The organism is Bacillus sp. JJ1562 (genome assembly GCF_036962705.1).
Lineage (GTDB): Bacteria > Bacillota > Bacilli > Bacillales > Bacillaceae_L > Ferdinandcohnia.
Genome location: NZ_JBALOQ010000073.1, coordinates 1 through 13,992 on the forward strand (window position 1 = coordinate 1; position 13,992 = coordinate 13,992).

A 13,992-nucleotide genomic window follows, 5' to 3' on the forward strand; every position below is an offset into this window, starting at 1 on the left:
CTGCCCCGTTAGTTTAATAACTTCAACAAAATAAGCGATAATCCTTCTAGGACTATCGCACCCGTTAGCTTAATATTGGTATAACGTTAATTACAGGTTCTTCATAAGGATGAATACTTATAATTAGTTCTTTCACTTCTTCAATGTTCTTCATTAAACACCTGAATTCCATTTTACATTCAGTCCCAAAAGAAATTTCACCTTTACTGCCATTAAAAGGGTTTGCTTCTTCTAAAGGTCTCCAGTATCCTTTTACGACAGAATATGAAACAACATTATCGTAATTACCCACTGTTAAAACGCCAATATCATTTAGCTTATTTCTTAACTCCTCTATATATTCTTCTGGTAACAGCACTTCTACTTTTACAAATTTAGGTTCCATTCAATTCCCTCAATTTCGTTTTTATATTTTGCTAACCTGCTTCTTTAGCTCAATAAGGAGTTCAACAAAAAGGGGCATTAATCCATCTTGGATCAAAGCACCCGTTAGCTTAATAAGGCTTGTTAGTATTTTTTGAATATTTTAAAACTAAGCCTTGAAAAACAATCGTAACTACACCAAGAATTTGAACAAATAAAGGTCTTTCGCCCACATCGTGTTCGTTCAATGAAATCACTCTTTCGCTGGTCATGAAGAAGGACATATGAGCAATAATCCCGCAGCCAAGATTAAAGAGCCAAAGTAAGGGAAACGAATTCCAAAATTTCTAACAGAAATAGAGATTGAACATCTTCGTGAAGCTTGATTTACTCCTGTGATGTATCTAAATGAAATGTTAATTAATTTTCTAAGAGTAATATCACTACTTTATCGATTTCAAAAAGTTCAATTTGTCCATAGTTTTTTAAGTTATGAAAAAGTATCCCACCCCGAGATCTTCTAAGCTTTATCAAAGATTGTAAAAAGACGAAACCAATGTTATACTTTTTTTCATTGGTATCTGGTATACCAGATACCAAATGTTTCTTTTCCTCTTTTCGCAGATTTTTAACAATACTGATAATCCCTTAAGATCCAACTACTATTATGATAAAGGATGAAAATTGATGAGTTTCTTAAAGGTAGAACAACCCCTATCATTTAAAGATCATGCCTATAAAGAAATTAAGAAAGGAATTATTCAACACAAAGTCGAACCTGGATCCATGTTATATGAACGTTCACTTAGTGAAAGCCTTGGAATTAGTCGTACCCCATTAAAATTAGCTTTGCAACAACTAGAACTAGAAGGTTGGATTCAGTCTGTACCAAGAAAGGGAATTGTGGTCCAAACCATTAATAGACACGACGTGGATGAAGTTTTTCAACTGCGAAAGGCTAATGAAGTATTGGCCATCGAACTACTAATACCTCTTCTTGATGACGAAACAATCGCTAAAATTGAGAAGGTGGATAAACAACTATTTGACATCAAGGAAGACCCAATAAAATTTATGTATTCTGATTCATCCTTTCACTTGTTCCTTGCGGAGTTAAGTCAAAACCTTCGGCTGTATCAATTAATCCAAAACCTCACTGATCATGTTAATTGGTATGGACTCATTGCATTAAAGGCCGGAATAAGCTTAGATGAGGTTTCTGACGAACATAAATCAATTATTGAGGGGCTAAAAGCAAGGAATTTACGCCAAACAACGGAGGCTGTTTTGAACCATCTTGATCACTCACATCGCACAATAATAGCAAATCTTGAGGAGTGAAGAGAATCATCCACAAACTACATCCTCAATCCGAGGCACGATAATATTCATTTTATTAGAAAGAAGGGAAATTGTTTCCAATAGAGGGACAACACAACATGAAAATTATCACCATTGTTTTACAAATTTGTATTCTATATATTTTTTCCTTCATTGGGAGTGTTATTCACGACTTTTTTCACCTGGCCATTCCGGGTAGTATCATAGCACTCTTATTACTTTTTATTTGTCTATGTTTAAAAATAGTTCCAGTAAAGTGGATTGAAAATGGAGCAATTTTTTTGCTAAGTATATTAATGTTTTTATTTATTCCAACAACAGTTGGTATCATGAACTATCCTTCGTTACTTTCTATACATGGTGCATTGCTCGTTGTAGCCATACTATTAAGCACTATCATTTCAATTGCGATTGCAGGAACAGCAAGTCAATTTTTTGAGAAAAAAGCACAAAAAAGAAGGGATGATAAAGAATGCAACAAGTCCTTCTCGCATTCTTCATGATTTTATTAACCGTTGTTGTTTATTATGCAATGACAAAATTGTATAAGAGGTATTCCTATTCTTATTTACTACCCATTTTAACAACGACGGTCCTAATCATCATCATCCTTGTAATACTTAATATTCCATATAAAAATTATTTGATAGGCGGGCAATGGATTAATTCCCTTTTAGGACCAGCGGTTGTAGCACTTGCTTATCCCTTGTATAAACAACGTCATTTTTTAATGAATTATTTATTTACAATAGTAGGAGGAGTTTTGATCGCTACTATTTCTGGAATGGTTAGTGTTGGCCTCCTGGCTAAGATACTCGGGATAAATTATACATTAATTCTTTCCATTATTCCTAAATCTCTTACTACTCCAGTTGCTATTGAAGTTGCTAAAGGATTAGGAGGCAATGCCTCTATAGCAATTTTTAGTGTTGTGATTGCAGGGATATTTGGTGCAATAGCAGCTCCTACTATCTTTAAATTTATGCGAGTCCATAGCCCTATTGGTAGAGGTATCGCTCTTGGTAGTGCCTCACATTCCATGGGAACTTCAAAAGCAGCCGAATACAGTGAACTCACTTTTTCAATGAGTTCAGTTGCAATGGCATTATGTGCAATCATCGGTACCTTTTTAGGACCAATTGTTGTGTGGCTTTTTCACTTTTTAGAAACTCTTATATAAAATATTGTTTACTTAAACATTTAAAAAGTCTAATTTCCAAAGAAGATAAAGGAAATTGGACTTTTTATCTGGCAAAATTTTGTACTCACTTAATTGCTTTTGGCAATCACTCTTTAATTTCTTTTGTAACAAACCCTTTGAAAAACTCATTTAGATTCGTTGCGGTTCACCGTTATTGATATTAACTTGCTTTCGTTAGTACACAAAAAACTGGCCTCATGACAGCTCTGATTTTTTACTCTCGCACCCTATAGTTTAAGTACATTTGTTCACAAACTTTTTACAGAAATGCTACCCCGTTTGATTTATACCAAAATCAAAAATGTGTTAATCTTTCTTAGGAAACAGCCCACAATTATTAATGATTTGGTCTGTATCCAACAGAGTGGCTTCTTTAATACCTACATTGTTCAGTTTCATAAACGATTGTACTACTTGGTAACCGACCGCATAGCCAGCAAAGGGAGAAAGCACAACAGGGTGGAATCCTTGTTCTTTAGCAATAGCGTCACCGAACATATAACTACTTACTTCAGCAAATCCTTTAACATTTAATGCTTCTTGGATTATGTTCGTAGAGTATTCCAGGTCATCCTCATCAAATGAAGTAACCCACGGACCTAAAAGTTCCTCTCCACAAAGTTCTTTTGCGAATGATTCTGCTAATCCCTCAATTACTATATAATCGCCAACTGTTACATTACCGTGTTCCCAATTAAAATAAGAAAATCGAATATTGTGATGAAATTCGTGTGCAATTACAGCGGGAATTTTCGGAATGTTATAGGAATTAGGGAATATAGAGACTTGTATGTATCCTGGAATCCCCCCAAAGCCACAATAACCTTTTTGTAGTTTTAGTTTGTCAGGGTCGGCTATATAAAGCCCAAACCTTAATTCATCAGTGTTGATTTTTAAATTGTTACTTTGGAGAAAGTCAATACAATTGTCCAATGTTTCTTTAGCTGTTTGAGTAGCATTAATTTCTTTTAGTTTACTTATAACTTTGTTCCCTTTTTCAGTCTCTGAAACATCAAGATAACCAAGCATTTTTGTCGCCATTAAAACATCATATCCATTAGGTTGTTTTGCTTCGATAGGAACATTAATTGTATTCCACATTTTTTCAAAGGGCTTCATCATCGTATATCTAAAGAAATTTTCCCGATTATGTTCCAACAAGAACATCTCTTCATATTGTTCAATTGTGTTTTCTATTACCACTTTCATTTTTTCACCACTTTCATATTGAATTTAAGTTAATGGTAATGGTTTACGTAACGTCAATGTCAATAAAATTGTGTAGGAAAATATCAATCTTCTTTAACTGCCCCGTTTGTTAAATAACTTCAACAAAAAAGTGCATTAATCCTTCTTGGATCAACACACCCTGTAGTTAAAGAACATCGACTTTGAAATAATAAAAATGTTAGCCTATGTATTTAGAAAATAAAATACGGTCTTGCCCTTTTCCTGCATAATCCATTTCTAAAGTAAGAGAAAAACCCATTGACTTGTGATATGCAATCGAACCTTCGTTAACGGGAGAAGTTATACACTTTACTGTCTCGCAACCTAAATTACGAACTTTTGAGAAGAATAAATTATATAGTTCTCTTGCTAATCCATTATTTCTAAGTTCAGGATTAACGCCAACAAAATGTATATAGGCTTCATTCGGATGTGTTTGAGAGACAAATCCAATTAGAAAAGCCGATAAACTATTTTTTTCATCTTCAACTATAAAACTCGTCGATTGAAAATGCTCGAAAAATAATCGAGGCAACAAATGTGTCATTTGCCGCCCTCCCCACCAATCATTAATAACATCCATTACAATAAAATAATCATTTTCAATAACATTACGAGTAACCATTTCAAGACATCCTCTCAAAAGTTGCTATTATCGTCTTCAAGTAACCTGCTCCGTTGAGTAACTTCTACAAAAAGGTGCATTAATCCTTCTTGGATCTACGCACCCGATAGTTTAAGTGCAACTGTTTACAATCATTTTATTGTATAGAACCAATAACAATTATATTTTCTAATACATAATAGCCATGCATTAACGGCACAATGTATAATATTTAGAATTTATCATATAGTTGGTGCAAAAATGAATGAGAAATTTGCTAAAGAGAAAGAACTTTGGAATAAAATCCACCTACTTCGTGAAGAAATGATTCGAACAGCTTACAATAAGAAGTTAGATTTTCTTGATGAAGAAGTTTTATCATTGAGTCAAGCTTTAAACAAACTTTTAAACGAATATGAAAAATTATTACACAGAAAATAAGGAAATTATCCCCTCTAGAATGTGAATACATCCTACGCCGTAGCAACTCCGCCGCTCTCCTAAGTAAAAAGCGACTGTTCCTATTGAACAATCGCTACCCGTTAGTTGAAGAAGCATCACTTTTCTTTTGTTAATTGTCTGCTAAAAAGTCTATATTACTTTTGATAGTATAAAGAAAAACATTATTAGTTAATGATTCTCAACCTCTTTTATTCATTACAAGCATTAGTTGGTTCGTCACCTACTACTTTGGCAATTGTGTTCGAAATTCCCTGTGCCTTTAAACACTTTTTATAATCTGCTTCATCAGATAATTCAATTTTATAGAATATACCTGCTATACCTACTATAATTACGACCGCTACTACTGCTGATAATATTTTTTTCACATCGATATCTCCTTTATATGTAGAAATTACTTCCATTAAAAGCTTAACAAAGAACTATTAATCCGTAAATACAGTGCTAGTCTAATTAAAATATAAGACCTTAGCCCTAGCTCCCACGCTATTATTAGATATGTTCCATCTTCTAATTCCACACTATACTATTTTTTAGTAACCTGCCCCGTTTGTTTAAGTGTATTTTTTCACAAACTTGTTCATTTTCCATTATTGTAAAAATGCTGCTGCCCTGTTTGTAGTAAAGCAAAAAAAGCTACCAAAGGCAGCCAAGATAAATATATTATTGTAAACACTTTTTAATATCATTGATAGCTTGTAAATGCATTCCTTCATGGAAGATGGTTCGAATTAACACTTGTTCGATTGTTCGCATCCCCATTTCAGTAGAAGGATACTCTTCTTCCAAACGATGTCCATAGTTTTCCATCAACTTGAACGGTTGCTCTTTCAGCAATTTTTTTAGTTCTATATAAGAGGGCGTTTCCGCTGAGAAATGAACTGGTGTTGTACCATAACTAAACCAATTACGAAAAATATCTGGGACCTCTGTCTTCTCCTTCGTTAAAGCCTCAATCCATAGGTATTGGTCCAGATAAATATGTCCCATATTCCATCTAATATTATTATTAAACTTATTCGGGACTATTTCGGCTGCATCTGCACTTATTCCGTTTAAACTATCTAAAATTTCTTTTCGGTAAGTTTCTAACTGTTTGAAGAGAATTATATGGCGTTCTTTCATTCTTTTACTCCTTTCAAATAATTGGTTTTTATCCCTTATATTATATTATTCTCTCGTTCCGTCATATTTTCCTTCTTGAGCTATCCTGCCCCTTTAGTACAATAACTTTAACAAAAATATGCGATAATCCTTCTTGGATTATCGCACCCGTTAGTTCATTAGTCTTAGAAAATTTTAATTTTTATATCTTTATTGTTTTTTTAGTTGTATCCCAATTCTTTTTGCCAAGTCAGATGATACCTTATTTAAATACTCCAAAACTTTCTTTCTAATATCATCGGAAATGACTATCAAGTCGCTAACTAAATTTTCTACAAGATGTTCTTTTTCTATAGGAGTTAACTTCATATAGAATTCACCAGCCTGCACAAAATCATCATGCTTTGTTATAGAAGTTCTTTCTAGTTTCCCTTCAACATATCTTCCATCACCACTTGTAATTTGATTAGCTGGTGTCCAACTTTGCTGTTGGTTAACCGGTAATTTACGAAATTCAGCTCCAATTCTTCTTCTTTGAGAATCACTATAAATATTGGCACGGCCCTGCAGTATTTTATCATCAGATAATTCTGCGCCGTCTAGTAAATTAGAAACGGAGAAGGCTACTTTTTCTACTTGTTCCATATAATTTTCAGGATTTTTATTTAATACCATTTTGCCTACTGGTATTAGGGGATACTCTTTTTCATCCCATACTTTTGTATCGTCTAAAGGATCATAAGAAAGATTTTCTTCATTCTTTGGGTCCATGAGCTGGACATATAAGCCATATTCCACTGGTTTACCACCCGCAATCGCATCGTATAAATCTTTACCAGCGTAATCAGGATTTTCAGTGGCTAGTCTATTTGCTTCTTCACGACCAATGTATTGTACACCTTCAAATGGGTACCAATGGTATTTAACGTACTTTCTTATACCTTGGGCATTTCTCCAAACATATGTATTTACACTATGTCCTGGAATGTGGCGAAAACTTTTTACCGTACCAACATCGGAGTATAAACGCACAACAAAATGAATTGATTCAGGCGCTCTTACTACAAAGCTCCAAAACCTATCAGGATCCATTAAATTATTTTTTGGAGAAGGTGAGATTGCTTTAATAAATTCCGGAAATCGTATCGCATCACGAACAGAAAAGACAGGAATGTGATTACATAAAAGGTCAAAAATGCCTTCTTCTGTATAAAATTTTGTAGCTAAACCACGTACATTTCTAGATGTATCAGGTGTTCCTTTCACACCGACAGCTAACGAAAAGCGAACCATAACAGGAACTTTCAGATTAGAATTTTGTAAAAAGCTCAGTTTTGTATGTTCAGACATCGAATATATCGTTTGAAAATAACCAAATGCACCAGATCCCTTTACGTGAACAGGTCTTTCTATAATCTTTTCATGAATAAATTCTTGTAAGGTTTCGTGTAGTACACTATCTTGTTCCAGTACAGGTCCTCTAGAGCCGACTGTCTGTGAATGAAGTTTAGCTGACTCATCAACAGTCCATTTGGAGAGGTCTCTATATAACTTTTTTCTTTCATTATAGTCTTCTTCTGATAAAGCTTGCCTCTGTTTAGAATCTTTTTCATTCATTATCATGGCCTCCAAAATTCATTATCCATCAATCATTACTAAATATGATTTTTAAGCCTCGAATATGTATCTTCTACTTTTATTTTCAACATTTAATGCATTGATAAAAACAAAAAAACTACCTCTCTATGTGTCGGATAGTTTTTGAAATTTCATTATACGGTTTTCTGATGTCCGATAATAAAGGATAGATGACATTTAACACCAGGAATTAAAGATTCTAATGTCCTCTAAGGCTTAACCAAAAAAAATTTTATTATTTCCGCTAAAGTTTAAATGTAAAAGTTACAAGTATCTTGGGGTTACCCGTTATTCCAGAATATGGACTTAATTGTTGAACAAAGGTCAAACATCACTCTTCAACTATCCTGCCCCGTTAGTCCAATAAGGAATCATTGATTCTTGTTTATTTTACTCCGCCAAAAACAGCAAGTTCCATCCACTTGAAATAACAATCCGAATGCTTAAAACCAATTTCTCTAAGCCAATTAACCTGAATATCTACTCTTTCCAGTATATTATCTTCTTTATCAGGGCGGTTGTAATACTCCTTAGCTACTTCTTGCCTGTCTCTTTTATTATGAATAGAAAGATGGTCAATAAATAACTCGTCATACAATCGTTCAATTTTAGGAGTGGCAGAAGCTGTATGCTCAATATTTATAAATATCCCTCCATCAACTAAAAGGTTATATATCTCTCTATAAAGTTCCTTTTTCTTTTCGTGTGTAAGATGATGAATAGCAAAACCCGAAACAATACAATTAATAGAATTAAGTTCTGCAAATTCTTTAATAGAATTACTAAAATCAGCGTGGATAATTTCACAACGATTACTGTATTCATTCATATTCTTACGAGCAGCTTGAACCATTGGTTTTGAATGGTCTAATAATATTGCAGAAGCATCTGGATAAGTTTTAAGCAAAATTTCAGCTAAAAACCCGTTTCCACACCCCAAATCCATTATTCTTTTCGGATTAGGGGTAAAAAAATTGATAACCTGAAGCATAATTTTAGCTTGTTCAGCTCCGAAAGGAATTCCTCCCCGAATTTGTTCCAGATAATGTTGTGTAACATCTTGTCTTTGCCAGTTTGTTGTTGTCATTTTTCTCCCCCTTTATAAATATTAAAAATAAAAAGCCTATCATCTCATAAGAGACGACAGGCTTTACCTACGTGGTACCACTCTTTTTGATTTGTTTATTATGACAAACAAATCCACTTTAAAACCGATTACGGAAGTCAACCGTTAAGACCTAATTATCAGCCTTACCACTTATGGGCGAGTTGGGGATTTTATTGACTGTCTTTCACCAACCGACAGCTCTCTAAACAATAAAACATTCCTTAATACTCCCAATCAACGTGTTTGCATATTTTTAAAATTTTCTTTATTTTATTATTTGCTCTTATATCCGTCAACCCATATTTTGCTTTTTCTTATTTAACTATTCTGCTTCGTTTGTTCAATAAGGGATTCAACAAAAAAGGTGGTTAATCGTTCTTAGATCAACGCACCCGTTAGGTGAATAAAAAAAAGAGGCGCTTATTCAAAAAATTTAAATCAATTCGAAACACGTCAATAGTATTGTATTGTTTTGGCATACTTTTACTTTACTTTATGTTTCCGTCCAAATGCTTTAGTATCAATATTTTTCTTATCAAGAAATTCTTCTATTTTTTTCTGTTCTCTTCCATTCACCACATCACTTTTGTTAATGATTGATTCAATGTTTATTTTTGGAAATACTCCTTTATTTACGTCATTTGTAAAATTACTGAGGATTTCATCTAGTTCATAAAAAATCTCATTGTAAGCTGTAATGTACTGGCTAATTCTTTCAGCCTCTTTTTGATAACCTTCAGGTAATGTATTATTTAAGATATACTTAGAAAAATTCTCATCATTTTCTTTTGTAAGATTGGTGATTTTAGCCAACTTCTCTAATTCATTTTTATTTAATTCCTTTTCTTCATCCATCATCTCTTGAAATGGGTAACTAGCCTTATCTAATTCTTCATGGCTGTCTAGGTATGTTTTGATGCTTACTTTTATTTCTTCTTCGTCAATTACACTATTTTCTTTTTCAGAAGTAAAAATTTTACTAGGAATCTCTACGTTCTGCGTAAGAAGAACTTCATCTTCAGTCGTGTCAATATTTTCTTCCTGCGAACATGCGCTTAAGATAAAAAGAATGAAGAAGCTAAAAAGGATCCTTCTCATCATAATCTATTCTCCCTTGCAATTGACGTATTCCATCTCAAGTATTTAATAAATAGTCTAACAAAAGATTTCCCTATATAATATCCTAGGACTGCTAAAATAGAACCGATAATAAGCCCTTTTATGGACTCAAAAATTTCTCCCGTTCCAATGGTGCTAAATCCATTAACAAATCCCATTATAATTAAAATCAGTGGAGATAGGATCATAATCGGTACTCCAATGATGTAAGCTAATATAAATGGTGTAAGAATTAGCAGTACAAATAAACTCACTAGGATAATAATACAATTCATTACACTTAATCCCATAATCGACATCAATGCCGTAAACATACTTTTAATGCTTTTATTCTCTTCGGCCTTATTAATGGCATTAACAGCGTTTAATTCTTTAGCTAACTGTTTTGGTGAGCCAAGGGCTTCTACAATCTGACTTTCTGTTTTTCCTTTCTCTACACCAATCGTAAAATATTCCTCATAATCTTGTAAGATTTCCTCTATTTCATTTTTGGGGAGCTTTCGTAAGTACTTTTCCAAGATTGATAAAAATTGTTTTTTACTCATGGGAGATTCCCTCCTTTATTAATTGATTAACTCCCTCAGAAAATTCCTTCCACTCGCCCACTAAATGATGTAAATATTTACGACCTTTATCTGTAAGCCTATAATATTTTCTTGAAGGACCTTCACTGGATTCCTGTAAATAGGTTGTAAAAAATTCTTCTTTTGTTAACCTTCTTAATAACGGATAAACAGAACCCTCCGATATTTCGATTTGGTCAGAAATTTTCTGGACGAGTTCATATCCATATCGATCCTTCTTATCCAGCAGTACAAGCACGCATAGTTCTAGAACGCCCTTTTTAAATTGCACGTTCAACGTATACTCACCTCGTCTCTTCATTGTCTATATACTTTAATATAAAGTACCATTTAATAAACAGTACCTATATAAAAAATAAAGCAGATGATTACAATATATCATCAGGTACTGTATATTGCAAGGTACAATATATAACTAACCTACTTTATAAGTGTTATACCACAAAATGGCCCTTTAATGAAAACAAGCGCTAATCCTTGTTACAGAATCGCGCCTTTTTGTAGAATAATAAAAAATCCTATAACATCCTCAATGCCATAATAACCTTATCAACATCATAGGTGTTTGTTGGAATAACCGTTGTATAATTACCGTTATATCCTACTTGATAAGTATTTAATATTTCAGCTGCAAGCTCAATTAAATTTTCGATTTCTTTATATGTGATTGGGAATTCTCTTCCTAATGCTTCTCTATCTTTAAAAAACTTTTTATCATTGTGAGCAAAGGCTTTATCTCTCCAAGCTATTAAATTATTAATTATAGGTTCAACCTCATTTAATCTTTCCCTATCGTTAATAACAGTTGATTCATCAATATCTGATATTCGCCCAAGTTTCTTCTTAATAATTGGATCGTTTGAAAAAATCTTTTTATGATTACCCTCAATAAAGTTTAAAAACTTATTTATGTTTTTACTACCTCTAGAGGCTGGTTCAAACAATCTCGCTAAACCCATAATTGCAGAATACTGAAAAGAATGTATTGTTTAGCCGAAAAAAGCAGGTGCTTTGTTCATCAAATCTAAGTTCTCTTTTTGATTCTTTTTTTGCTTAAGATATTTATTTAGTAGATAATAACTATTTAATTGATAAAGTTCTTCTAAATGACCCTCTACATCATCTACAAACTGGTTAATAATGTCCTGTGACATATGAAAACTCCTTATAAAATTACTACTAAATCCAAGTCACTCTTACCCTGAATTGGATGTTATATCAATCTAAATTTTACCATAAAAAGCTATGTAGAATACAACGAAGTCTTCCATAAAATGGCCCGATTGTTGAACACAAGTTAAACATCGATCTTCAACTAAACTGCCCCTTTAGTACAATAACTTCGACAAAAAGGGCATTAATCCTTGTTGGATTAACGCCCCTCGATAGTTTAAGTACATTCATTCACAATCTTAGTTAATTTTACCGATATAAGATTCACTATTATAGAAATGCTACCCGTTATTGTTTAAGAAAAAGTTCTCTATGTGACAAATATTACCTTCAATTAAATTGTTCTTAAAAGTTGTAATATATCTTTGGCCATTAGACTAGGGTTGCTAGAAAATAATGACATTCGATAATTGGATAAGATCACTGCCCCTATATGTCGCTTTTTTTCAAATTCTAGATGACTAGAAAACCCTAGAGTATTGCCATTATGCCAAATCGTTTCACCCTCAAGAATCCAACCTAAACCCATACTCGCGTTTTTAGCTACTTTCACTGAAGGTTGTTGTGTTAATTGATAAGCCTTCGTTTCAGCATTCATATGTGCTTTTAGAAAAAGCAACATATCGTTTATAGTCGAACGAATGGCGCCGGCTCCTGCAAATTCATTCATTTCTACTGGTGGTTGTTCTTTTCCTTTGCCATCATGCCCTTTTAACAAACGATTTTGTTTTTCAATCGGAACCTTTATAAAGGTATCTTTCATTCCTAAGGGTTCTGCTATTCTTTTTTTAATGGCCTGTTCATAATCTGTGTTTAGTCGCTTTGCCAATATACGCCCCAGTGTCCCCATACCTTCATTTGAGTAACTTGATTTTAACTTTGGTTCTTTCGGATGTTTATAATAATATTGAAGCACTTCATTTACTGACATTAAACAATAAGGGTCGCGAGCCTTTTTTGATTTAAATAGATTGGCGATGAATTTCCTTAGACTTACATCTGGAAGCCCAGAGGTATGATTCGCCAAATGCTTTAGTGTTATGGGATGTTGATCGGACAATTTAGGAATATATTGACCGATTGAATCGTTCAGGGAAAGTATTCCATCCTGAATCATTTCCCCCAGTAATGTAGTCGTAAATACTTTTGAAGTGGAACCTATTTCATAAATAGGTGGATTGTCTTCATCAACCGGACTTACATCAGAGCCGGTATAAAGAAAAGTGGCTGTTTCTCCCTTATTCAAAACCCCAATCGATAGTATTAAATGATTTCGTTTTTCCACGTATGAATGGACGATTTTCGAAATCTCTTTTTGCAATTTATCTTTATCCATAGCTACCCCTCCTTTGATAAATCTAAATTTTTTGACCGTTCTGTTCATTCGAAACAATTCTTTTTAGTTTTAAGAAAATCTCTTTTAATTGAATCAGTTCATCCATTTCTAGCTTCGAATAATATTTCTGAATGATTTTAAGTTCAATCTCTTCTTGCTTTCGAAAATAGGCGTGGCTACGTTCATCCAATTCAACAAGGATCTCTCTTCGGTCATTTTGATTAATGGTTCTTTTAATGTAACCATCCTGCTCTAATCTGTTGACTAATTGGCTCACAGCGCTTGCGGAAGTACCCATTAGTTTAGATAACTCATATGTTTGAAGAGCACCTCTTTCATGTATTAAATCTAAAAACCCGGCTTGTTTAGCTGTTAGATGATCATCTAAAAGCGAGTCAAATTCTTCAGATAACAAGAGATTGGTTTCATATTCAAGCTGATTAATTTCTTTTACAATCTGCATGAGTTTTTGATCCATTTATTTTACCCACCTTAATAGTTAATATATATTAATAATAAATTTGCATTAACTATTTTGCAATGTATTTTTTCATTTTTGTAAAAATAATTGGTTTACCATTATTATCATTCTTTATATTACTAAATAAATTGTAATTTAATAAAATTGAAGAAATTTTTCATTTGTAAAAGAGTAGGTAGTCATCGTGTCAAGGGGTTTCTTAATAACATAGAAACTAAAATCCTTCTTGAACTAGTCGAGTAGAAGAG

Annotated in this window: 18 protein-coding genes, 1 pseudogene and 1 other annotated feature; of the genes and pseudogenes, 5 read left to right on the forward strand and 14 right to left on the reverse strand. The window is 33.1% G+C overall.

Translation table 11 applies throughout. The features are described 5' to 3' along the window. Positions 1-64: 64 nt before the first annotated feature. The gene (locus V7097_RS25420; protein WP_335706430.1) at positions 65-385 is read right to left on the reverse strand and encodes a cytochrome C biogenesis protein; all 321 of its coding nucleotides are present in this window, start codon (positions 383-385) and stop codon (positions 65-67) included. Between the two features lie 210 nt (positions 386-595). On the opposite strand from V7097_RS25420, the pseudogene V7097_RS25425 reads away from it, so the two are divergent. From V7097_RS25425 to V7097_RS25440, 4 genes and pseudogenes are all read left to right on the forward strand, one after another. Continuing rightward, positions 596-686: pseudogene (locus tag V7097_RS25425) on the forward strand (integrase); the annotation flags it as partial. A gap of 364 nt (positions 687-1,050) precedes the next feature. After that, positions 1,051-1,704 carry a GntR family transcriptional regulator gene (locus tag V7097_RS25430; protein ID WP_335706431.1) on the forward strand — a complete coding sequence of 218 codons (654 nt, stop codon included), beginning with the start codon at positions 1,051-1,053 and terminating at the stop codon, positions 1,702-1,704. 98 nt (positions 1,705-1,802) lie between these two features. After that, entirely contained in the window at positions 1,803-2,207 is a 405-nt protein-coding gene (locus tag V7097_RS25435) for a CidA/LrgA family protein (protein WP_335706432.1), read from the forward strand. Next, positions 2,177-2,884 carry an LrgB family protein gene (locus V7097_RS25440; protein ID WP_335706433.1) on the forward strand — a complete coding sequence of 236 codons (708 nt, stop codon included), beginning with the start codon at positions 2,177-2,179 and terminating at the stop codon, positions 2,882-2,884. Before V7097_RS25435 ends, V7097_RS25440 begins: the two co-directional genes overlap by 31 nt. A gap of 327 nt (positions 2,885-3,211) precedes the next feature. On the opposite strand, the gene V7097_RS25445 is transcribed toward V7097_RS25440, so the two are convergent. Both V7097_RS25445 and V7097_RS25450 read right to left on the reverse strand, forming a co-directional pair. Continuing rightward, complete coding sequence (locus V7097_RS25445) at positions 3,212-4,114, reverse strand: DUF2268 domain-containing protein (RefSeq protein WP_335706434.1); 903 nt, start codon at positions 4,112-4,114, stop codon at positions 3,212-3,214. Positions 4,115-4,313: 199 nt separating this feature from the next. Next, complete coding sequence (locus V7097_RS25450; protein WP_335706435.1) at positions 4,314-4,760, reverse strand: GNAT family N-acetyltransferase; 447 nt, start codon at positions 4,758-4,760, stop codon at positions 4,314-4,316. A 240-nt stretch (positions 4,761-5,000) separates the two neighbouring features. Between V7097_RS25450 and V7097_RS25455 the strand changes: the two genes are divergently transcribed. Next, entirely contained in the window at positions 5,001-5,180 is a 180-nt protein-coding gene (locus V7097_RS25455) for an aspartyl-phosphate phosphatase Spo0E family protein (RefSeq protein ID WP_335706436.1), read from the forward strand. Positions 5,181-5,389: 209 nt separating this feature from the next. Here V7097_RS25455 and V7097_RS25460 read toward each other — a convergent pair whose 3' ends face one another. From V7097_RS25460 to V7097_RS25510, 11 genes are all read right to left on the reverse strand, one after another. Then, positions 5,390-5,569 carry a hypothetical protein gene (locus tag V7097_RS25460; protein WP_335706437.1) on the reverse strand — a complete coding sequence of 60 codons (180 nt, stop codon included), beginning with the start codon at positions 5,567-5,569 and terminating at the stop codon, positions 5,390-5,392. Between the two features lie 295 nt (positions 5,570-5,864). Further along, entirely contained in the window at positions 5,865-6,326 is a 462-nt protein-coding gene (locus tag V7097_RS25465) for a DinB family protein (RefSeq protein ID WP_335706438.1), read from the reverse strand. A 189-nt stretch (positions 6,327-6,515) separates the two neighbouring features. Continuing rightward, positions 6,516-7,922 carry a catalase gene (locus tag V7097_RS25470; RefSeq protein ID WP_335706439.1) on the reverse strand — a complete coding sequence of 469 codons (1,407 nt, stop codon included), beginning with the start codon at positions 7,920-7,922 and terminating at the stop codon, positions 6,516-6,518. 406 nt (positions 7,923-8,328) lie between these two features. Continuing rightward, positions 8,329-9,030: a class I SAM-dependent methyltransferase gene (locus V7097_RS25475; protein WP_335706440.1), complete on the reverse strand. Its 702-nt coding sequence runs from the start codon at positions 9,028-9,030 to the stop codon at positions 8,329-8,331. 46 nt (positions 9,031-9,076) lie between these two features. Continuing rightward, positions 9,077-9,298: a binding site (T-box leader), on the reverse strand. A gap of 236 nt (positions 9,299-9,534) precedes the next feature. Beyond that, complete coding sequence (locus V7097_RS25480) at positions 9,535-10,152, reverse strand: NDxxF motif lipoprotein (protein ID WP_335706441.1); 618 nt, start codon at positions 10,150-10,152, stop codon at positions 9,535-9,537. Then, a complete protein-coding gene (locus V7097_RS25485; protein ID WP_335706442.1) occupies positions 10,149-10,715 on the reverse strand; it encodes an HAAS signaling domain-containing protein in 567 nt (188 codons plus the stop codon). The genes V7097_RS25480 and V7097_RS25485 overlap by 4 nt, the downstream gene beginning before the upstream one ends. After that, complete coding sequence (locus V7097_RS25490; RefSeq protein WP_335706443.1) at positions 10,708-11,031, reverse strand: PadR family transcriptional regulator; 324 nt, start codon at positions 11,029-11,031, stop codon at positions 10,708-10,710. The genes V7097_RS25485 and V7097_RS25490 overlap by 8 nt, the downstream gene beginning before the upstream one ends. 241 nt (positions 11,032-11,272) lie before the next feature. After that, entirely contained in the window at positions 11,273-11,740 is a 468-nt protein-coding gene (locus V7097_RS25495) for a hypothetical protein (RefSeq protein WP_335706447.1), read from the reverse strand. Between the two features lie 3 nt (positions 11,741-11,743). Then, positions 11,744-11,908, reverse strand: a complete 165-nt coding sequence (locus V7097_RS25500) for a hypothetical protein (protein WP_335706444.1) — start codon at positions 11,906-11,908, stop codon at positions 11,744-11,746. Between the two features lie 353 nt (positions 11,909-12,261). Continuing rightward, positions 12,262-13,263 (reverse strand): serine hydrolase domain-containing protein, encoded by a 1,002-nt coding sequence (locus V7097_RS25505; protein WP_335706445.1) that lies wholly within the window; start codon positions 13,261-13,263, stop codon positions 12,262-12,264. A gap of 22 nt (positions 13,264-13,285) precedes the next feature. Further along, a complete protein-coding gene (locus tag V7097_RS25510) occupies positions 13,286-13,741 on the reverse strand; it encodes a MarR family winged helix-turn-helix transcriptional regulator (RefSeq protein ID WP_335706446.1) in 456 nt (151 codons plus the stop codon). Positions 13,742-13,992 lie beyond the last annotated feature (251 nt).

Coding starts and splice junctions, on each gene's coding strand:
- V7097_RS25440 (WP_335706433.1), top strand. CDS start 2,177: ATGCAACAAGTCCTTCTCGCATTCTTCATGATTTTATTAACCGTTGTT.
- V7097_RS25480 (WP_335706441.1), bottom strand. CDS start 10,152: ATGATGAGAAGGATCCTTTTTAGCTTCTTCATTCTTTTTATCTTAAGC.
- V7097_RS25470 (WP_335706439.1), bottom strand. CDS start 7,922: ATGAATGAAAAAGATTCTAAACAGAGGCAAGCTTTATCAGAAGAAGAC.
- V7097_RS25450 (WP_335706435.1), bottom strand. CDS start 4,760: ATGGTTACTCGTAATGTTATTGAAAATGATTATTTTATTGTAATGGAT.
- V7097_RS25475 (WP_335706440.1), bottom strand. CDS start 9,030: ATGACAACAACAAACTGGCAAAGACAAGATGTTACACAACATTATCTG.
- V7097_RS25505 (WP_335706445.1), bottom strand. CDS start 13,263: ATGGATAAAGATAAATTGCAAAAAGAGATTTCGAAAATCGTCCATTCA.
- V7097_RS25485 (WP_335706442.1), bottom strand. CDS start 10,715: ATGAGTAAAAAACAATTTTTATCAATCTTGGAAAAGTACTTACGAAAG.
- V7097_RS25430 (WP_335706431.1), top strand. CDS start 1,051: ATGAGTTTCTTAAAGGTAGAACAACCCCTATCATTTAAAGATCATGCC.
- V7097_RS25445 (WP_335706434.1), bottom strand. CDS start 4,114: ATGAAAGTGGTAATAGAAAACACAATTGAACAATATGAAGAGATGTTC.
- V7097_RS25500 (WP_335706444.1), bottom strand. CDS start 11,908: ATGTCACAGGACATTATTAACCAGTTTGTAGATGATGTAGAGGGTCAT.
- V7097_RS25435 (WP_335706432.1), top strand. CDS start 1,803: ATGAAAATTATCACCATTGTTTTACAAATTTGTATTCTATATATTTTT.
- V7097_RS25510 (WP_335706446.1), bottom strand. CDS start 13,741: ATGGATCAAAAACTCATGCAGATTGTAAAAGAAATTAATCAGCTTGAA.
- V7097_RS25465 (WP_335706438.1), bottom strand. CDS start 6,326: ATGAAAGAACGCCATATAATTCTCTTCAAACAGTTAGAAACTTACCGA.
- V7097_RS25455 (WP_335706436.1), top strand. CDS start 5,001: ATGAATGAGAAATTTGCTAAAGAGAAAGAACTTTGGAATAAAATCCAC.
- V7097_RS25420 (WP_335706430.1), bottom strand. CDS start 385: ATGGAACCTAAATTTGTAAAAGTAGAAGTGCTGTTACCAGAAGAATAT.